This window comes from Legionella maceachernii (assembly GCF_900167045.1).
GTDB lineage: Bacteria > Pseudomonadota > Gammaproteobacteria > Legionellales > Legionellaceae > Tatlockia > Tatlockia maceachernii.
The window spans coordinates 286,821-305,152 of sequence record NZ_FUXJ01000003.1; the positions used below are offsets into that span (position 1 = coordinate 286,821).

Here is an 18,332-nt window from a genome sequence, read left to right on the forward strand (position 1 = left end):
TTCCTATTTTCGTAAAAGTTCATCTAATCGCCCTTGGTGGTCCAGGGCATACATATCATCACAGCCACCAATGTGCTGACTGTTTATGAATATTTGCGGTACCGTTCTTCTGCCGCTTTTTTGAATCATTTCCTCACGCTTGCTAGGATCTTCGTCAATGCGGATATCAGTGTATTCTACTCCCTTTTTTTCGAGTAATTCCCGAGCTAAACGACAATAAGGACAATAAGCGGTACTGTACATAATCACTGTTGCCATAGTCTATTTCCCTTTTACTAACGGTAGCTCTGCAGTTTGCCATCCAGCAATGCCTCCTGCTAAAACCATTAGTTTTGAAAAACCTTGTGTTTGTAATTTAGTTGCTAATTGCGCCGATTGCAAACCACGGGAACAAACCAGGATGATGGGTTTTGTTTTATATTTATCCATACGCTGCTGGGTAAAATCATCCGGTGTCGCTCTTACTGCATCAATGATATGCCCTTTGCGAAAAAGCTCAGCATCACGCAAGTCCACAATCACAGCATTTTCATGATTAATTAAATTAACTGCTGTTTGAGGAGAGATTTCCTTTGCTTTTTTTCTCTGTGTGAAGAGTTCATTAATGAAAATTAACACTAAAACAATAGCTAAAGCGAGCCAAAGTCCCCAGTGATTAGTAATAAATTGGCCTAAATGTTCCATACGCTACCTAGCATTTAACACAAAAAACGAATTATCCTTAGAATGGTGGTTCAACGCAAGTTTATCAACCTAAGCAGCTAACATTTTTTAAGAGAAATTCGAGTCGTTGGATCAGAAGCTCAGTATGAGCAAGGTTCAATGGAAAGTTTATCAGGAAGTGCAACATTTCCGCCACATGCTTTGTCCAAATCGTTTTGTTTTAAACCATAAGTATTACTTAAATCAGCATTAGTGAAATTAGTTTTCTGAAAGATAACTTGATTAAACCAAGCATTTTTTAAATTAGCACCCGCAAAATTAGCCATAGTAAGATTCGTTTTGTCAAACTGAGCTAAAGATAAATTGGCACTGCTTAACCTTGCTAAAAACAAATTAGCTTCTTTAAAATTGACGAATTGTAAATTAGCGCAGTTTAAATTCGCTTCAGACAAATTGGCTTTGGAGAAGTCAGCATTTGCTAAGTTTGCTTTGACCAAATTGGCACCTCGTAAATCGGCCCCTGAAAAATTGATATGACGCAAATCACGTCCTTCTAAATTAGCATTCCGTAAATTAGCTCCAACCAAATAGCCTGAGGTGCTTAATGGATTTTGCGGATTGATAAGTGCCTTATTATTTAGTAGCCGTGAGAGCTGTGCTTTGGATGAAATTTTACCAATATCGATAAGAGGTAATGCGAGGATCAAATAAATGAGTGCCATAATGAGGGCAATCGTTGTATTGACATTTTTTATCATGGATAGCCAAGGTTTGGTGCTGAGAAAAACAGCAAGGCTATAACAGAAATGATAAGCAAAAAGAAAAAGAAGCTGTAAGAACAGTAAAAAAATTTCGGGCTTGAACCCATAATTGTGCATGTCCGTGAGAGGGAACCGCAAAATATACAAGGAATATAGCGCAAAAATAATAAATGAGACATAAATTAAAATTGAAAACCAGCGTGCATAAGGCGATAACGTAAACCCCGCCTGGAAAATGCCATTAAACAACACGATATTGATAATACTTAATCCAGCGATGACAGGCCAAAAATCGCCTAACGCTTTGTGAGCAAAGGGAATGACGAGCAAAAAGCTTAAGCTAATGACCACAAAAATTGGGTACAGAAAGCGGCAAAAAGCCAATAAGATATTCCTTAGTTTGGTAAGAAGCTCTTCGTAATGGGTGAGGATGGTCATTGCAATACCAAAGAAAAAGGGAAGCATGATATAAGTGAAGGGTTTACTGAATACGAGGTTAGCAATTAAGGAGATGCCCAATAATTCAAAAAGTTTTGCGGCTAAAAAAAATAATCCCCAAGTCAAATAGACTAAAAATTGTCCTAAGAGTACTTTTAGAATAAGTTGCCAAGACTCACTAAATAATGTGAGATAAGGAAAATGAACCTCTTCCTCTTCCATAATGACACAATAAAATACGAATAAGATAAAAGCGCTAGTTAAACCCTGAGAGGCTAGAAGATAAGGGAGGAAACTATTAGACGCTTGCATCATGTGGATAAGATGATAGGCTGCATAACCGTAAACAAGCCCCATTAAAATAAGAATCCCCACCCCTAAAAAAAGCATTTTTTGGGAAGGGAGCTTGATTTGTAATCCCCATAAAGGAAAGGTCAGTGCGATAAGAGCGAATACCGTTCCCGCTCCCGTAAGATGAGCTTGAGTAATGATTAAATAGGTAATGAATCCTTGAGTAAATCCAAGTAAAGGCCTTAGAAACGTCATCATACACATCCTTTTCCTGTTGAACTTGTCGCCTATTCCTTCTGTTCTCACGTTGGGCCTTGGCCCACAATTTTAAAGCATCATATTCTCGTTGGGTCAAGGCCTAATTTTTGCCTAAATTTCTCGTGCCATTGCTTGAAGGCGTCTAATCCGTTCTTCAGTGGGTGGATGAGTAGAAAACAGCTGCGTTAATTTTGCTGCACTTAATGGATTAACGATAAACATGTGTGCTGTATTAGGGTGCTCATCAGCCGCTTGAAACTGGCCTTGACCGTTCGCTTCTTCCAGTTTTGCTAAAGCACTGGCTAACCACAAAGGATTTCCACATAATTTAGCGCCGCTTGCATCAGCATCGAACTCACAAGAACGGGACACTGCCATTTGAATAAGACCTGCTGCTAAGGGGGCAAGCATCGTCATGGCGATAGCGGCAATAGGATTGACCCGCTCCTCTTCAGAAGAGCGAGCAATCGAACTCCACATGAAAATATTAGCCAATGAACCAATAGCTCCAGAGATGGTCGCGGCGACAGCACTAATCAATGTGTCACGATGAATCACATGGGATAACTCATGCGCGAGTACGCCTGCTAATTCCTGCTCATTCATGCGACCCAAAATACCAGTGGTTACAGCCACGCTGGCGTGTTCAGGATTACGGCCCGTGGCGAAAGCATTAGGCACAGGGGTGTCGACATAATAAACTTTAGGCATGGGTATTTGTGCTTTTTTTGCTAATTCAGCGACGATATTGTAGACGGGGTGCGTTTCATCGAGAGGTTGTGCTTGATAGGCTCGTAATACAATTTGATCAGAGTACCAGTAAGCACTAAAGTTCATGATGACTGCCAAAGCGAGGGCTATGATTAAACCCGTATGCCCTCCTAACAAATGACCTACGACTAGGAGTAAAGCGGTTAGGGCCGCTAAGAGAATAAATGTTTTTGCTTTATTTTCCATTAAATACTCTTGTCATTTTAGAGCTTTTATTTATTAAAGTAGCTAGAACCCAGAGTAATTTCAAGCCAGGAATCATGATATGCTAGTCCACGGTCCAACCTTTTTTTTAGGCTTAGCTTCTTTGTTTCATGTTTGAATTAGGTAAAAACGCACGCAAAACTTCTGGAAGGGGATTTCCCACGGCTGCTGAAGGTAATTTAACTGCTAATAAGGCTGCTAAAGTCGGTGCGATATCGGTCGTGCTCACTGCATGATTAATGCGTTTTGCTTTAAATGCAGGATTGACAAACAATAACGGAACATAGCTGTCATATTGCCAAGGGGTACCATGAGAAGCGCGTTGTTCGTTTTTATCGCCTAATGCCTGGTAGGGTGGAGGGACCAAATAAAGATCACCTACTCTTTTTGGAAAAGCCATTTTATCAACTTTCGCGCTTAGCCAATCCCGTTCGGTATTCCCTAAAGGCAATGTATACACTTGAAAGATACCTTGATGTTGGCGCAGAACCTCTGCAAGATAGGTATTCACTTCATTGATTGTTAATTGGTGTTCATTAATAATTTGATGGTTAAGATAAACGTAGGGTAATGAGATCGCCTGTAAACTATTTGCGGGTAATTGGTATCGCTTCGCTAAAGTGTTTTCAATTATTTTTTGTAACTGGGGAATTTTTAAGGAATGATTTTCATTAATATGATGGGCAGCAAGATAAACCGGTGAATCGCTGACCCCATGATCGGCGGTGAGCACGATGAGTGTGTTGTCCAGCCCAACTTGTCGATCAAGCGTTGCAAGTAGTTTAGCCAGAGTTTTATCCAGACGGAGTAAATTATCTTCTGATTCGAGGCTATTAGGCCCGAATTGATGTCCAATCGCATCAACAGCAGAAAAACTAATCGCCAAATAATCGGTTTTACCGGGAGATTGACCTAAATTCTCGTTAATCAAAAGCCTGGCAGCAAAATCAGCGGTTAGCTCGTCGGCAAGAGGACTCATGGATAAAAATTTGTAATATTCCGCTGAGCTAGGAGCCCCTAAATGATGCGGAAAATCTTGTCCGAAACCGGGAAATCGATTGGCAAATCGGGGGGCTTTAGCAAAATAATAGTGGTCTATTTGATGGCTTAAGTTCCAAGTCTCCTCTTTGGGGGCGTACTGCTTGTTCCATTCAGTGACCCATTGTGGGTAAGCGGAATAATAATGTTGACTCGTGACGAAACCTCCATTTTCTTTATCAAACCAGAATGCTTTGCCTGCATGACCCGCTAAAGTAATTGCAGAGCGGTCTTTTAAAGAAACAGCAAATGCTCGGCCCATTTGCGCTAAGACGAGTTCGTCACTTAAGGTAGAAGCCATTAGGTGACGTGGAGAACGCCCTTCTAAAGGTTTTTGTGAGCGGGGGGTAGGCAAAATAGTGCTTTTATCATCCGCTACGCAATAAAGAGGCTGCCCCGTTTTTCTATCATACCACTCATTATCGACTATACCATGTAGCGCTGGGTATGCACCTGTTGCAATAGTGGCATGGCCAGCACAGGTTACAGTATTCGCATGAGGATGATGCGCATTATGGTAGTCAAGCCCGTGCGTAAGTAAGTAATTAAAGCCAGTTGCTCCAAATTCATGACGGTATTTTTCGATTAAGTCGCCGCGTAATTGGTCAATGACAAGCTGCACGACCAGTTTAGGTGGTTTAGGGGTAGCCAATAGTACGCTAGAAAAAGTCAATAGAATCAGAAGGAACCCTTTTTTCATAATCCTCTCACAGCAAGCGATAATGGTGCCATCCTAAATGAGTTTTGATGAAGGGTAAAGTAATCGGGATAAAAATGTCATCATGCTTAAATAAGACCAAGCTGTTTTTCTCTTGCTGCTTCCGTATTGAGCAGATAACCTTTTTTAAATCCAATCATAAGCGTGTAAATTGAATAATTCGTATAAAGAAAGATCATGACGAACGAATTTAATTAGTTTACACTGAGGACGGTGAAGTGATTTACCAGCCTATTTCATGAAGTCTAAGGAGAGCAGCAAATGAGAGGTAGAGTCGAGCTTAAAACAACTTTTCGTGTAAGACCGTACACCGAAATACTCAATGGCAGTATGCCGAAAGAAGGTAGTCAGCAAATAATAGGATTTTTTTATAATGCCGATCTTTTACGATTGGAACATGGAAAAGTGCTTGCGGATGAATTCCTGCCTGAGCCGCGCAAACATCAAGTGTTGTTAATCAAAAAGGTTGATGAACTGTTAACCAAAGAAGAGCCTGCGCGAGATGAGTTAGAAAAACGATATATTCTGACAAGCATGATTACGCTGATTGGGGCTGAGATCACCGAGGCATATGGTGAAAGCATTTTAGATCCTAAGCATGTTGAGGGGACCAGTTACACGTGTCTAGGTGGCAAATTAGGCCACGGAAGTGATTTTTTTCGTCGATCACTAACGAATATCGATAGAATAAAAGGCAATGACATGGATTCTCATGATATGGAGGTTTTTATGAGCATTGCGAAACAATTTATTGAGTCTTATGTTTATGATAATGGGACATCGACCGGCAAATTTAAGCTGGATGACCCTTTTTCTTCTATTGAGGGTGTGGATGTTCCTTATTATTTGCAGCTGTGCAACAATGTGATTCATGAGGCCGCTAATAAAACAATTCAGCAAAACGTAAAGCAAAAAGAAATGGATAAGAGGAGAAAGCAAGCCGAAGAGGAAGAAATCTTACGCAAAGAACATCAGGCTCAGATAGAACGAATGAAAGCTAGCGCTCCGCCGAGTGATGCGCAACCCTCGTATTTGGGTAGTGCTCTTACGGGTGTATTTGGTTTTCTAACTTCCAAAAAGGCAGATCCCCAGGCTGCAAAAACTACCCTCCCGGTGGATTCCTCTAAGGTGGTTAATGAAGGAAGCAATCCTCCTGTTGGAAATCCAACTCTGACCGAGGAAGAACAAGCGAAAATTACTTTAAATTAAAACTAGAAAAGTAAGGTAGGAGGCCTTGATTTCACCATCATCGGACTCTCGTTAACCCCTTTTTGTTGTACCAAGGTCCAACCTACCTATTTTATTGAAATATATTTCGGTTCCACAGTGATTGGCAGTACGTCTGTATTCATCTGGATTCTCGTCCCGGGCTATTTTTCAATGGGATATCCAGACGCAGCCCATTCAGCTATCCCGCCATCCACCGAATAAACTTCTTTATATCCTTTAGTTAGCAAACAGTTTGCGGCATAAAGCGAGCGGACACCACCCTTGCAATGCAAATAAATGGGTGTATCGCAATCGGGAATTTTTGCTTCAATGGAGAACGGTAATTCATCTTTAGGGATATGCAGGGCACCGGGAATCCGTAGGGTTTGCCATTCATGTAATTCTCGTACGTCAATTAAACAGAGATTAGGATTGGCATCTAGTCGCTTTTTTAATTCGTGTACATCAATCGTATTTATTTTAAGATCGTTCATAGTGATTCTCTCTAACTGTTGGTCGTGTGAGGGTCGAATGATGGATAAACCAGTAAATAGCTGCTGTTACTACCCCTCCAATTAACGTGGCGAAAGCCCAAGTGGCTGCTGAAACCAAGGCTGGGCGCTGACCTATTTGATAAAGATTCCCTGCGTCGCGTGCGACTGCGCCTGCGAAAAGGACATGCAAGATCGCGTTAATTAGAATGAGTAAATAATGAAAAGTCTGTATTTGGTTGTCATATTGCTGAATAAAATCGGTTAGCATGTCCTATGCTCCCTAAGATAGTTCTAATTGTCGCCATAATAACAGAAAAAGAGTAAAGCATGCATGCTGGCAAGCTTTCAAAGAAGACCATTCATCCCAACAGTGAATTTACAACAAGTTTTAATTTATTCAATCTTGAACCTGAGTTAACATCGTTTGATATGCTTTTTTGGGGAGAGAACATGCATCATGAAAATATTCCTGTACCTCATTTAACCACAGCTCATTGCGGTCCATTGCATCATGTTGAGAAAATACTTTTAAATCAGGTGGTTACTATTGAGTCTTGGTTTCGGCAAAAATGGCAAGAAACACCACCACCGATTACCTCCTCAGTGGATTTGCGCCATGCAGGATTTAAACTTGCACCAGTTGATACGAATTTATTTCCAGCCGGGTTTAATAATCTTAATCACGATTTTTTGCCACTATGTATACAAGCAGCCCAATCCGTAATGGTCGATTACTTGCCAAAATGCAAAAATATATTACTTATTCCAGAAAGTCATACGCGCAATAAATATTATTTACGCAGTTTAGCAGTTTTACGTGATATTTTTATGAAAGCAGGATTCGTTGTTCGTATCGGAAGCTTAAACCCTGAAGTGCAGACCGCGACAGAGGTGATTACTGATGAGGGGCAGACTCTCCTCATGGAGCCTCTCCAACGTAATAACGATAAAGTTGGATTGCACGATTTTGAGCCGTGTATGATCTTGCTAAACAATGATTTGTCATCAGGTATCCCCGCCATTTTACAAAATTTACAGCAGCCTATAAGGCCTGCTCCCAACTTGGGCTGGGCTTTAAGGCTTAAATCAAGTCATTTCCAATTTTTTGACGAGGTCGCTTGCGAATTTGCCAAGTTAGTCGACATGGATTCTTGGTTAATTAATCCCCATTTTAATGCAGTGGATGGCGTTGATTTTATGGCGCAGGAAGGGGTTGATTATTTAGCCTTTCAAGTGGACCAATTGTTAGAGAGGATAAGAGATAAATACGCCACTTATGGGATCTCAGATAAACCGTTCGTGGTAGTGAAAGCGGACAATGGCACTTATGGTATGAGTGTAATGATGGTGCATGAAGGAGAAGAACTACGACAACTCAATCGAAAACAGCGAACGCGGATGGCTGCCAGTAAAGGAGGGCGAAAAGTGGAGAGGGTGATGATTCAAGAAGGTGTGTATACCTACGAAACGATGCCTGATGGGGCTGTGGCCGAACCAGTTGTGTATATGATAGGGCAATTTGTTGTTGGGGGTTTTTATCGCGTGCATCAAGGTCGTGGAGCTGATGAAAATCTCAATGCGCCAGGCATGCATTTTGAACCCCTTGCTTTCGCGCAAGCCTGCAATATGCCACGAAATGACTTAGCCGCCATTGAATGCCCAAATCGTTTTTATGCCTACGGAGTCATCGCTCGGTTGGCGGCGCTTGCCGCAGCAAAAGAAATTGCTGCGATTGGAGGGGAATGATGAGGCTTGCTGTATTAATGGATCCGGTTCATAAGGTAAAAGCGTATAAAGATTCTACCGTGGCCATGATTAAAAGTGCGCAAGCACTTGAGTGGGAGTGTGTTTATTTTACCCAAGAAAAAATGTATTGCCGAGAGGGACATGCTTATGCTCAAGTCTCCTCAATTCGAATTGGAGATGAAAAATCGAGCAATTGGGCAGAAGTTAAGATACTCGGGGAACAGCCACTCAGTGAATTCGATATTATTCTAATGCGCAAAGATCCCCCTTTTGATATGGAATATATTTACGCGACTTATGCCTTGCAACTTGCCGAACGCGACGGAGTTCTGGTTGCCAATAAACCCAGCAGCCTGCGTGATGCCAATGAAAAATTTTTTACACTCAATTTTCCTCAATGTTGCCCGCCCACCTTAGTCAGTCGAGACATTAGCCGTTTGCGTGCTTTTTGGCATGAGCATCACGATGTGATTTTTAAACCGCTCGAGGGCATGGGAGGAAATTCCGTTTTTCACGTGGATAAAAAAGCAGAAAATTTATCCGTTATTTTGGAAGTACTCACTCGAAGTCAAACAGTGAGTATTATGGCGCAACATTACATTCCGGAGATTACCACTTCCGGTGACAAGCGTATTTTATTAATTAATGGAGAACCAGTGCCTTATGCTTTAGCGCGTATTCCAGCCAAGGGCGAGTTGCGAGGTAATCTAGCTGCAGGAGCGCGCGGTGAGGTGGTGCCGCTCACCGACAGAGACAGATGGATTTGCCAGCAAATTGCTCCTACTTTTCAATCAATGGGACTTTATTTTGTTGGGATCGATGTCATCGGAAATTATCTAACAGAAATCAATGTGACTAGCCCAACGTGTATTCGCGAAATTGCCGCGGAGACAAACTTGGATATTTCGGGGGATTATTTACGTTGTCTTGCTGATTTAGTGACGTCGTAAACTATACTAGTACAAGAAGAAATGCTTAGGTAGGGATACCTTATGAGCCTAGGTCACTATCGCAAAAAAAGGGATTTTAAGAAAACCCCTGAGCCTAAAGGGCATGTGCATAAAACCAAAACCTTTCTTTTTGTGATTCAAAAACATGCCGCAAGCCATCTTCATTATGATTTTCGTTTAGAGCTTGATGGTGTTCTTAAAAGTTGGGCAGTTCCCAAGGGTCCTTGTCTTGACCCTCAGGTAAAACGATTAGCGATACATGTCGAAGATCATCCTATCGAATATGGGACATTTGAAGGAATTATTCCCAAAGGAGAATATGGCGGGGGAACAGTCATGCTTTGGGATCAAGGGCATTGGATTCCGCTGGATGATGATCCGGAAAAAGCCTATGAGCAGGGCCATCTTCGATTTGAATTAAAAGCCCAAAAAATACAAGGCCGTTGGGATCTTATTCGCTTTAAAGAAAAGCAATGGTTTTTAATTAAATATAACGATAAATTTGCCAAACCTTTCTCAGAGTATGATATTACGGTAGAAAAACCCCGAAGCGTAGTGAGTGATCAATCCATCGATGAGATTAGCCATAACTATCAAGGTGTCTGGAGTAAAAAGGAAGCTAATCCTAAGATTGATTTTATAACTTCGGAAATAAAAACAAAGCTACACACGAGTGCTTTTCCGAAATCGGTTTCTGTCCAATTAGCTACGTTAGTGGATAAACCACCCCCAGGGGATGAGTGGATTCATGAGATTAAGTTTGATGGGTATCGCATGATTGTTTTTAAAAATGGAAACCAAGTGCAATTTATTTCTCGCAATCAAAAGGATTGGACAACCGAATTCCAGCAGCTCATTCCTGATTTGCAAAAATTACCGGTAGAAAAGGGAATTTTTGATGGAGAAATTGTGGCTTTAGATGAAAATAGTCGCTCCAATTTTCAATTATTACAAAACGCAATAAAATCAGAAAAGCAGCCTCCACTTTTTTATTGTATTTTTGATCTTTTATATCTTGAAAACTATGATTTGCGTGCTTTATCACTTGTCGAGCGAAAAAGTATTTTAATTTCACTCTTAGAGGATGCGCCTTCTTCCATTCAATACAGTGATCACGTGGAGGGTGAAGGAGAGTCCATGCTTAAGCATTCCTGTGACTTTGCATTGGAAGGCATTGTATCTAAGCGCGCGGATAGTCGTTACATCGGTAAACGCAGTAAATCTTGGCTTAAAATTAAATGTTCAAAACGCCAGGAGTTTGTGGTGGGAGGATTTTCTCAACCTAAGCATTCTCGAGAGTATTTTGGTTCACTTTATTTAGGCTTTTTTAATGAAAAAGGAGAATTCGTATTTGTGGGTAATGTGGGGACAGGGTTTACGCATAAATCCCTAGAAGCCATGTACAAAGAATTAGAACCCCTTATAGTGAAAAAGAACCCTTTCAAGGCGTTGCCACCTGAGGCAAAAACGGCAACGTGGGTGAAACCCAAAATAGTGGTTGAGGTTGAGTTTTCTGAATGGACTGGCGATGGAAGATTAAGACACCCTAGTTTCAAAGGACTTCGTACCGATAAAAAAGCGCAAGAAGTGATTAAAGAAAAAGAAATTTCAGTGGAATCAATAGAAACTGATCCTCCTGCTACAAAGGGTAATCCATTGAAACTTTCCAATGCTGGAAAAATTCTCTATAGGGAAGATAAGATTAGTAAACAAGATCTTTATGATTATTACGAAGAAGTCAGCGATTATATTTTACCCTACATTAGCAATCGCCCTTTAACTTTAGTCCGTTGCCCTGATACCTATGAATCCTGTTTTTATCAAAAACATCTCAATAAAGGATTGACGAAATTGCATGCAGTCCCCGTTAGAAATAAGCGAGGCGAAACAGAGCAGTATATCTACCTCGATAATAAAGACGGATTGCTTAATTTAGTACAAATGGGGGTTTTAGAGATTCATCCTTGGGGGAGCACCATCAAACATCTAGAGTGTCCTGATATTTTGATTTTCGATTTAGATCCCGCACCGGATGTGGAATGGAAAACAGTGGTTGAGGCTGCTTTTGAGGTCAAAGATCAGTTAGGGCAGTATCAATTAACTTCGTTCGTTAAAACGACAGGCGGAAAAGGGCTTCATATCGTTATACCCATCAAACCGGAATATGACTGGGAGGAGGTAAAAAATTTCACGCGTGTTTTTGTTGAGTTCTTAGAAAGAAAAGATCCAGAAAAATACATTAGTAAAATGACAAAAGCGAAGCGAAAAGGAAAAATTTTTATTGATTATTTACGCAATCAACATGATGCAACAGCAATTGCTCCCTACTCCACTCGTGCTCGAATTCATGCGCCGGTTGCAACCCCTCTTTATTGGGATGAGCTGAGTGAGCATTTTGAAGACACGTTTTTTACCCTCCGTACCGTTTTAAAGCGGTTAAGCTCATTAAAAAACGATCCATGGGAAGCATTTTGGACAGTAGTGCAATCGTTAAGATTGGATTAGAGTCACTATAACCAGGTTGGAGTCTCCGAACCTAACTACTCTTCCTCTATTGGTACATCCAACGCATTCAGCACGCGAGGAACCATTGCGTAGAAACTTGCTGTCATGACTAATTCGATCATTTCTGCCGCAGTAAAATGCTGTGCAGCCGCGGAATGAGTCGTCTCACTGACCTGACCATTCACGATTGCTTCTGTTAATCCTAGTACTGCCTTTTCTTTTGCATTAAAGGCATCAGAAGATTCCCACATGGGTAATTCGGCAATCTGGTATTCTTCAACACCAACCGTGTGTGCCATTTTTCGATGCTGATGCCATTCATAAGCTGAATTTTGCAGTTGTGCGGTTCTAAGAATCATCAACTCTCGGAGGTAGCGTGGGGTTTTTGCAGAAAGGCGTAAACTATAGGCAAATTCTAACCAGGCATCCAGCATATCCGGTTGATTAGCCAAAATGCGATAAAGATTAATTGGTTTCCCCCCAAGTTCATTAATACGCGCCGTCGTTTTGGCATTAATTTCCGCAAAAGAGTATCGCTTCATTGCTGATTCCTAGTTGATGGAAAACGGTACTATACCTTATACCCTTGAAAATACCAGATTTAGGGGGACTCGATTATTGCGAAAACGTTTAAATACAGTTGCTTGGTATAAAAATTTTGACTAAAATGAGCTTTTTTTACTTAATTTGGTGACTTAGCATGTTCTTTTTTACAAGAATACATCTTCCACGGTTCTCCTCAACAGATTATGAAAAATTAATCCAGAAAAAATTATTAAGCGACGCAATGTTGGAAGCAGAAAATCACAAATATAATGCTTTGTTGCAATTAGCAGAACATGCTGAAAAGATAGCAAACAGTATTCATCAATTGCAAGGCATTTTAAGCTCTAGGAACTCTGTTAATCTTCTCCACAATAGACTCCATGCGGCTATTGTGGATGCAGTTTGTAATCCGCAATTTAATCCCTTGCCGCATGCAAATCCAGTAAAGAACTCGCTTGCTAAGATAAAGGCTGAGCTAAGTCATGAGACGGGCCGAAAAGTATGGTCAGGTTTGTTTATTTTTACTAACTCGATAGTAGTTGCCTCCTCTGCTTTCGGCGTTGTTCTTTTTGGGGCTGCCGTTGGCACGGGTCCATTGGGTATTGCTCTTCTAGGATTAGGTTTGGCAATTCTATCGGCTTTAGTGTTAGCGTTGGCAGCTTATAGTATTTATGTGGATAGCCGTAACATAGCGGATAGCCCAGTTAAAGAAATTGAGAAGGGTATCGCATTTTTAGAGTCTTATCCTGCTCTTTTACAAGGGCACAGCAATCTTGAAGCTCCTAGTGCGGAACTTACTGCGCAACTATAACTGCCGGTGTTTTCTATTTCGACTCTTGGAAATCAAATTCTATTGAGTGAGGAAGAAGGCTTAAAAATGGACAATATGTTGGTGGGCAACTAAACTTACTTTGTGCTTTGCAGCATAAGGAGTAATGGGATTAATCTATTTTCATTTTTAAGGATATCAAAATGAACACCAGACACGATAAACCAAAGCTTTCTCCTAATCGACATGAATCACACCGAGCTGAAATCGCCGAGCAAGCGGATCATGTGTATCATGAGGCCAAAAAATTGGGTGAGCAAATTTATGATGAAGGTAAGCATCGATTTGATGAGCTCCATGAAAACGTAAAAGGACACACGGATAAAATTGCACATAAAGTCCATGAGAGTCCCTTGTCATCCTTGCTTATGGCCGCAGGAATTGGCTTTATTTTAGCGCGTTTATTCCGACGATGAGCGTATAACTTTCGGGGCCTCGCAAACAAGTTGTGAAGAGGAGCGATTCATAACGCACATTTCGTTTTTCTTAGGCCTAAAACGGGAGTAAGTACATCTCTCGGCTTGTCCGGGGCTCCATCCACAGTGAGGGATTCTTGGAACCATGGACAAAGCCGTGGGAACGTCGTGTAAGGTGGTAGGAATGACCTAATTACTAAACGAATTTCAAACGCATTTAATGCATTGAATGGAATTCTTGCCATTCAAAATCCACATAATTTTTAATTAATTTTTTAATTTCTTTTTTAGCGCCACTCTCTGTGTAGTGTTCTGTATGAAATTTTTGTGCGACTCTTGAACCACCTTTTCCTTGTTTAATCACTTTTCCATCTGCTTTATATAAATTATCTTTGGATACATTAATTTTATAGGAAATACGGAATCCCCTATAATTGTATTCTGCCATAATTATTTTCTCTCTCCATTTCTGTAACTCATTATAAGAATAGTGTATTGAGCCAATTAAATCTAAAATATTGTGCATAAATTTACTCTATCATTTGATTAAATCGGGATTAATTGGGCAATTGACTAGTAATAATGTGATTAAAATCAGTGGTAAAAAGAACTACACACTGCCGATGAAATCAAGCTGCCTCCATGCCTCAAAAAGGATAATGGCAACCGAATTGGATAGATTGAGACTGCGATTATTAGGACTCATCGGAATACGAATCACTGTATAAAGTTCCCTTAACTCAGGAGGTAGCCCTCGAGTTTCGGCGCCAAAGAGCAGCATGTCTTCATCGTGGTAACGGACTTCATGATACTTTTTTTGCCCTTTCGTTGAACAGGCAAAAATCCTTCTTTGTTGGTTTTTTTCTTTAAAATCCTGCTCATTCGGGTAGTGAATAATGTTAATCCATTCATGATAATCAAGCCCTGCGCGGCGCATTCGCTTGTCATCGAGAGTAAACCCGAGCGGGTGGATGAGATGCAATTGTGCGCCACTATTAGCGCACAAACGAATTATATTACCCGTGTTAGGAGGGATTTCAGGTTGATGCAGAGCGATGTGGAGCATTTTTACTACTACGTGAATTAACCGGTTTTTTCGTGGAGGAAGATTCTTCATCGACATAATCGCTCACATCTACTTCGTCCACATACAGCGAGGCATCCGTATCTGCTTGTTCACCCGTGATTAAGAAATTGCGATGCTGTAGATAGGCATCTCGCATGAAAGCATATTTATCCAGTGCTTGGTTCATAATCGCGTCGGTCTCAAGCAATTGTGAGCGTAGATCAATGTATCTTAGTATTGCAATGGAATAGATTGCGACCCCACTCGGTATATAAGGGTAAGGGGTAAATGCGTAATCGAGAGGTAAGCCTAATGCATCGCGAACAGTACTTGGGCCTAAAAAGGGCAGCATCAGGTAAGCGGATTTTTTATGGCCCCATTTAGCAAAGGTTAAGCCGAAATCATTGTAGTGGGGGGGAAGGCTAAAACTTTTATCGGCAACATCAAAAAAGCCAGCAATGCCAAAAGTGGAGTTAATCAAAAAACGCCAACTGTCTTTTATTGCTAGTTTCCACTCCCCCTGAAAAAGATCACTGGCTACTGTCGGCAACATGTATACGTTATTGTAGGCATTGTTAATGCTTTTACGTACCGGCGCAGGGATTGCCGCTTTATAAAGCTTAGCAGGGGGTTTTAATACGGTGGCGTCAAAAGCCATGTTAAAATTATAGATCTTGCGGTTCATTGACTCATAAGGATCAACCGGATTGTTGCCTTTATGAATACAGGCACAAAGCATTAAAGAACTTATCAGAGTGGCAATCAAACGCATGATTCTTCTATTTTTTAGGATGCGAAAATTGATGTTACACCACTTTCTTATTCTTGGGAACTAAGCATGAAAGCTTACCTATTAAAACTTAAGCAAAAAAGTGACTGGGCCATCATTACATAAATGGACTTTCATGTCTGCACCGAACTGACCCTGCGCAACGGAGGGATATTTTTCTCGAGCCAGATGCAATAATTGATGAAATAAGGGTTGACCTAATTCAGGTGGCGCAGCATTAGAAAAACTGGGCCGTAACCCTTTATTGGTATCAGCCATTAAGGTGAATTGGGGAACAAGTAAAAGACCCCCGTTGACTTCTTTCAAACTTAAATTCATTTTCCCCTGGGAGTCATCAAAAATGCGATAATTAAGACATTTTTCTAACATGCGAACAAGGGTAATTTCGGTATCGTGCTTTTCAAAACCACAAAGAATCATCAAGCCACGGCCTATTTCCCCTACGACTTGATTGTTGACAACCACTTTAGCTTCACTGACTCGCTGAACAACAGTTAACATGCATCTAAACCCTGGCGTGAAATCTCTATGCTTGCATCGATGAGGGCATCAATAATGCCTACCTCTCGATCAGAGTGACCGGCATCTCGGACAATCCTTAAACTGGAGGCAGGTAGGGCTTGATGTAATGCCCATGCGCCTTCAAGCGGGCATATCATATCGTAGCGGCCATGTATTAAATACGTAGGAATATGCCTAATTTTGTGAACTTGTGATAACACTTGATTTTCTTCAATAAAATAATGATGGTTAAGGTAATGAGATTGTAAGCAAGCAAGCGCAAGAGCAAAATGAGGATCACTAAATTGATCAATGACAGAGAGATGTGATTGTAAACTGTTGCAGTGTGCTTGCCACAAGGCCCAGTTTTTTGCCGCAGACATCCGTACTAACTCATTATCTCCCTGTAAGCATTTGGCATAAAAGCGAAGTAAATCATGCTGTTCTTCACTGGGTACGAAATTTTTAAATTCTTGCCAGCAATCAGGATAGATAAGATTGGTCCCGGCTTTATAAAGCCAGTCGATGTCTTTTTTCCTGCCTAAGAAGATTTGCTGCAACAATAAGGCGGATACCTGTTGAGGATAAAATTGCGCATAAAGCAGTGCAAGTAAAGCGCCCCAGCCGCCACCAAATAACACAAAGCGATTAATTTTCAAGTAATCACGAATGGTGTCGATGTCGTCTAGCAAACTTTGGGTGTTGTTGTTGTGTTGTTCAATATGAGGAGTTGAGCGCCCACAGCCTCGTTGATCAAAAAGCACAATGCGATAGATTTGGGGATCAAAAAAGCGTCGTAAATGGGTATCTCCCCCTGCTCCTGGTCCACCGTGTAAACCAATAATCGGTATGCCTTGAGGGTTACCTATCTCCTCGATATAAAGCACATGTGGTTTACTAACAGGTAACTCGTGGCATTGGTAGGGTTTAATAGCAGGGTAAAGAGTATGCATAATTATCTCAGCATTTTTTAGTTATCTTATACTTAAGAGACTTAAAAATGCTAGCGTGTTAATAATTCTACTCATTATCATACTCAAAGAACTGCGTTTCTTTTAAAGTGGAAATGAAACGCTGAGCATCATGACTGAGTTTGTGTCCTTTACGATAAATAATGAAATAATTGATGGACAAATCGTTGTGCTCATAAATGGTTATTAAGTCTTTATCGATAATGTTTTTTGGAATAAAGCTCCATCCAAGACCCAACTTGGCGAGCTTCAATAAGGCAAAAATGGGTTCGGCTTCATGTTGAATAGTTAAAAATAAATTTTTACGATAAAGGAAACTATCCAGTACTTGGCGAGGCGGAGCATATTTGGGCATGACTATGCCTGGGTATTGCAAAATCTCTTCCAAGCTTATTTTTTTCTTTCTCATGAGAGGATGCCTGCGAGAGACTTTGATAACAAAAGGCAGAGTAAAAAGAGGGATTAACTCAAATTCATGAATCACTTTGTTACTGATGCAATTGAGACACAGCTCAATTTCACGATTGCGCAGCGCTCTTAGACTCATTAAAGGCGATAAATAATTGACAGAAAAATCCATATTAGGGTGATCATTGTTAAAAGAAGCCAATAAATCGGGAAGCATGAAACTGCCAATTAAAAAATCTAAACCAACTTTAAAAGGTTTTTTTTGTCGTTCTAGAAAAAGATTAACAGAGGAGATTCCTGTTTGCACTGTTTGTAACACCTCTATTGCATGAGGTAGGAAAATTTTCCCTGCTTCGGTAAGCATTAAGCGATTATGGTCTCTAATGAAAAGCGGTGTTTTAATTTCCGCTTCGAGAGAAGCAATGCGTTTACTGATCGCTGATTGCGTGATGTAAAGGAAATCAGCTGCTAGGGTAAAGGAGCCAAAATCCGCGGCGGCAATAAATGCACGAATTTGATTCAGGTCCATGTTGATATTACGCATGTGAAGTTCGCTATAGTTTAAGTATAACTTAATCAAGTTAAATTAAAGGGGTAACAGTAACTAATGGGCAATGAAGAGTTGTAAGCCTTTAGCCTGCTTCGCAGCTCAATCGGTAGAATATTAGGCCACAATGCCTAAGTATATTACAGGTAATTTTTGGAATCTGACTAATCGTGTTTGGAATGCATCAATCATAGAATCGCTGATTAACCATA

At 40.7% G+C, this 18,332-nt stretch carries 20 protein-coding genes; 6 read left to right on the forward strand and 14 right to left on the reverse strand.

Features of this window, described 5'->3' with window-relative positions; translation table 11 throughout:
* Nucleotides 1-3: 3 nt before the first annotated feature.
* The 5 genes from grxC to B5D33_RS03000 all read right to left on the reverse strand — a co-directional run bounded on the left by grxC (nt 4) and on the right by B5D33_RS03000 (nt 5,124).
* Nucleotides 4-258 (reverse strand): glutaredoxin 3, encoded by a 255-nt coding sequence (grxC, locus tag B5D33_RS02980; RefSeq protein WP_058453304.1) that lies wholly within the window; start codon nt 256-258, stop codon nt 4-6.
* Nucleotides 259-261: 3 nt separating this feature from the next.
* Complete coding sequence (locus tag B5D33_RS02985) at nt 262-684, reverse strand: rhodanese-like domain-containing protein (RefSeq protein ID WP_058453305.1); 423 nt, start codon at nt 682-684, stop codon at nt 262-264.
* A 119-nt stretch (nt 685-803) separates the two neighbouring features.
* Complete coding sequence (locus B5D33_RS02990; RefSeq protein ID WP_160158644.1) at nt 804-2,411, reverse strand: pentapeptide repeat-containing protein; 1,608 nt, start codon at nt 2,409-2,411, stop codon at nt 804-806.
* Nucleotides 2,412-2,522: 111 nt separating this feature from the next.
* Nucleotides 2,523-3,368, reverse strand: coding sequence for a zinc metalloprotease HtpX (gene htpX / locus B5D33_RS02995; protein ID WP_058453307.1), 846 nt, complete (start codon nt 3,366-3,368; stop codon nt 2,523-2,525).
* A gap of 112 nt (nt 3,369-3,480) precedes the next feature.
* Nucleotides 3,481-5,124: an alkaline phosphatase family protein gene (locus tag B5D33_RS03000; protein WP_058453308.1), complete on the reverse strand. Its 1,644-nt coding sequence runs from the start codon at nt 5,122-5,124 to the stop codon at nt 3,481-3,483.
* A 279-nt stretch (nt 5,125-5,403) separates the two neighbouring features.
* Between B5D33_RS03000 and B5D33_RS03005 the strand changes: the two genes are divergently transcribed.
* Entirely contained in the window at nt 5,404-6,351 is a 948-nt protein-coding gene (locus tag B5D33_RS03005; RefSeq protein ID WP_058453309.1) for a hypothetical protein, read from the forward strand.
* A gap of 161 nt (nt 6,352-6,512) precedes the next feature.
* Here the strand turns inward: B5D33_RS03005 and B5D33_RS03010 are convergent, their stop codons facing one another.
* Nucleotides 6,513-6,845 carry a rhodanese-like domain-containing protein gene (locus B5D33_RS03010; protein WP_058453310.1) on the reverse strand — a complete coding sequence of 111 codons (333 nt, stop codon included), beginning with the start codon at nt 6,843-6,845 and terminating at the stop codon, nt 6,513-6,515.
* Nucleotides 6,832-7,113, reverse strand: coding sequence for a hypothetical protein (locus B5D33_RS03015; RefSeq protein WP_058453311.1), 282 nt, complete (start codon nt 7,111-7,113; stop codon nt 6,832-6,834). The genes B5D33_RS03010 and B5D33_RS03015 overlap by 14 nt, the downstream gene beginning before the upstream one ends.
* A 182-nt stretch (nt 7,114-7,295) precedes the next feature.
* Here B5D33_RS03015 and gshA point away from each other — a divergent pair, with 182 nt between their 5' ends.
* From gshA to ligD, 3 genes are read left to right on the forward strand one after another with little or no spacing between them, the layout of a single operon-like run.
* A complete protein-coding gene (gene gshA, locus B5D33_RS03020) occupies nt 7,296-8,591 on the forward strand; it encodes a glutamate--cysteine ligase (protein ID WP_058453460.1) in 1,296 nt (431 codons plus the stop codon).
* Nucleotides 8,591-9,541, forward strand: a complete 951-nt coding sequence (gene gshB, locus B5D33_RS03025) for a glutathione synthase (RefSeq protein ID WP_058453312.1) — start codon at nt 8,591-8,593, stop codon at nt 9,539-9,541. Before gshA ends, gshB begins: the two co-directional genes overlap by 1 nt.
* Before the next feature lie 42 nt (nt 9,542-9,583).
* On the forward strand, nt 9,584-12,046 hold the full coding sequence (gene ligD / locus B5D33_RS03030; RefSeq protein WP_058453313.1) for a DNA ligase D: 2,463 nt from the start codon (nt 9,584-9,586) through the stop codon (nt 12,044-12,046).
* 35 nt (nt 12,047-12,081) lie between these two features.
* Here ligD and B5D33_RS03035 read toward each other — a convergent pair whose 3' ends face one another.
* The gene (locus B5D33_RS03035; protein WP_058453314.1) at nt 12,082-12,588 is read right to left on the reverse strand and encodes a carboxymuconolactone decarboxylase family protein; all 507 of its coding nucleotides are present in this window, start codon (nt 12,586-12,588) and stop codon (nt 12,082-12,084) included.
* A 158-nt stretch (nt 12,589-12,746) separates the two neighbouring features.
* Here B5D33_RS03035 and B5D33_RS03040 point away from each other — a divergent pair, with 158 nt between their 5' ends.
* Both B5D33_RS03040 and B5D33_RS03045 read left to right on the forward strand, forming a co-directional pair.
* Entirely contained in the window at nt 12,747-13,403 is a 657-nt protein-coding gene (locus B5D33_RS03040) for a hypothetical protein (protein ID WP_058453315.1), read from the forward strand.
* Between the two features lie 161 nt (nt 13,404-13,564).
* The gene (locus tag B5D33_RS03045) at nt 13,565-13,837 is read left to right on the forward strand and encodes a hypothetical protein (protein WP_058453316.1); all 273 of its coding nucleotides are present in this window, start codon (nt 13,565-13,567) and stop codon (nt 13,835-13,837) included.
* Nucleotides 13,838-14,054: 217 nt separating this feature from the next.
* Here the strand turns inward: B5D33_RS03045 and B5D33_RS03050 are convergent, their stop codons facing one another.
* From B5D33_RS03050 to B5D33_RS03075, 6 genes are all read right to left on the reverse strand, one after another.
* Nucleotides 14,055-14,363, reverse strand: a complete 309-nt coding sequence (locus B5D33_RS03050; RefSeq protein ID WP_058453317.1) for a hypothetical protein — start codon at nt 14,361-14,363, stop codon at nt 14,055-14,057.
* A gap of 84 nt (nt 14,364-14,447) precedes the next feature.
* Nucleotides 14,448-14,903 carry a tRNA (uridine(34)/cytosine(34)/5-carboxymethylaminomethyluridine(34)-2'-O)-methyltransferase TrmL gene (trmL, locus tag B5D33_RS03055; RefSeq protein WP_058453318.1) on the reverse strand — a complete coding sequence of 152 codons (456 nt, stop codon included), beginning with the start codon at nt 14,901-14,903 and terminating at the stop codon, nt 14,448-14,450.
* Complete coding sequence (locus tag B5D33_RS03060; RefSeq protein ID WP_058453319.1) at nt 14,875-15,675, reverse strand: MlaA family lipoprotein; 801 nt, start codon at nt 15,673-15,675, stop codon at nt 14,875-14,877. The genes trmL and B5D33_RS03060 overlap by 29 nt, the downstream gene beginning before the upstream one ends.
* A gap of 81 nt (nt 15,676-15,756) precedes the next feature.
* A complete protein-coding gene (gene dtd / locus B5D33_RS03065) occupies nt 15,757-16,194 on the reverse strand; it encodes a D-aminoacyl-tRNA deacylase (protein WP_058453320.1) in 438 nt (145 codons plus the stop codon).
* Nucleotides 16,188-17,147, reverse strand: a complete 960-nt coding sequence (pip, locus tag B5D33_RS03070; protein WP_058453321.1) for a prolyl aminopeptidase — start codon at nt 17,145-17,147, stop codon at nt 16,188-16,190. Before pip ends, dtd begins: the two co-directional genes overlap by 7 nt.
* A 67-nt stretch (nt 17,148-17,214) precedes the next feature.
* The gene (locus B5D33_RS03075) at nt 17,215-18,117 is read right to left on the reverse strand and encodes a LysR family transcriptional regulator (protein ID WP_058453322.1); all 903 of its coding nucleotides are present in this window, start codon (nt 18,115-18,117) and stop codon (nt 17,215-17,217) included.
* Between the last annotated feature and the right edge of the window lie 215 nt (nt 18,118-18,332).

Excerpts from the sequence above, each read along its gene's own strand:
- grxC (WP_058453304.1), bottom strand. The coding sequence starts at position 258 with ATGGCAACAGTGATTATGTACAGTACCGCTTATTGTCCTTATTGTCGT.
- B5D33_RS02985 (WP_058453305.1), bottom strand. The coding sequence starts at position 684 with ATGGAACATTTAGGCCAATTTATTACTAATCACTGGGGACTTTGGCTC.
- B5D33_RS02990 (WP_160158644.1), bottom strand. The coding sequence starts at position 2,411 with ATGATGACGTTTCTAAGGCCTTTACTTGGATTTACTCAAGGATTCATT.
- htpX (WP_058453307.1), bottom strand. The coding sequence starts at position 3,368 with ATGGAAAATAAAGCAAAAACATTTATTCTCTTAGCGGCCCTAACCGCT.
- B5D33_RS03000 (WP_058453308.1), bottom strand. The coding sequence starts at position 5,124 with ATGAAAAAAGGGTTCCTTCTGATTCTATTGACTTTTTCTAGCGTACTA.
- B5D33_RS03005 (WP_058453309.1), top strand. The coding sequence starts at position 5,404 with ATGAGAGGTAGAGTCGAGCTTAAAACAACTTTTCGTGTAAGACCGTAC.
- B5D33_RS03010 (WP_058453310.1), bottom strand. The coding sequence starts at position 6,845 with ATGAACGATCTTAAAATAAATACGATTGATGTACACGAATTAAAAAAG.
- B5D33_RS03015 (WP_058453311.1), bottom strand. The coding sequence starts at position 7,113 with ATGCTAACCGATTTTATTCAGCAATATGACAACCAAATACAGACTTTT.
- gshA (WP_058453460.1), top strand. The coding sequence starts at position 7,296 with ATGCATCATGAAAATATTCCTGTACCTCATTTAACCACAGCTCATTGC.
- gshB (WP_058453312.1), top strand. The coding sequence starts at position 8,591 with ATGAGGCTTGCTGTATTAATGGATCCGGTTCATAAGGTAAAAGCGTAT.
- ligD (WP_058453313.1), top strand. The coding sequence starts at position 9,584 with ATGAGCCTAGGTCACTATCGCAAAAAAAGGGATTTTAAGAAAACCCCT.
- B5D33_RS03035 (WP_058453314.1), bottom strand. The coding sequence starts at position 12,588 with ATGAAGCGATACTCTTTTGCGGAAATTAATGCCAAAACGACGGCGCGT.
- B5D33_RS03040 (WP_058453315.1), top strand. The coding sequence starts at position 12,747 with ATGTTCTTTTTTACAAGAATACATCTTCCACGGTTCTCCTCAACAGAT.
- B5D33_RS03045 (WP_058453316.1), top strand. The coding sequence starts at position 13,565 with ATGAACACCAGACACGATAAACCAAAGCTTTCTCCTAATCGACATGAA.
- B5D33_RS03050 (WP_058453317.1), bottom strand. The coding sequence starts at position 14,363 with ATGCACAATATTTTAGATTTAATTGGCTCAATACACTATTCTTATAAT.
- trmL (WP_058453318.1), bottom strand. The coding sequence starts at position 14,903 with ATGCTCCACATCGCTCTGCATCAACCTGAAATCCCTCCTAACACGGGT.
- B5D33_RS03060 (WP_058453319.1), bottom strand. The coding sequence starts at position 15,675 with ATGCGTTTGATTGCCACTCTGATAAGTTCTTTAATGCTTTGTGCCTGT.
- dtd (WP_058453320.1), bottom strand. The coding sequence starts at position 16,194 with ATGTTAACTGTTGTTCAGCGAGTCAGTGAAGCTAAAGTGGTTGTCAAC.
- pip (WP_058453321.1), bottom strand. The coding sequence starts at position 17,147 with ATGCATACTCTTTACCCTGCTATTAAACCCTACCAATGCCACGAGTTA.
- B5D33_RS03075 (WP_058453322.1), bottom strand. The coding sequence starts at position 18,117 with ATGCGTAATATCAACATGGACCTGAATCAAATTCGTGCATTTATTGCC.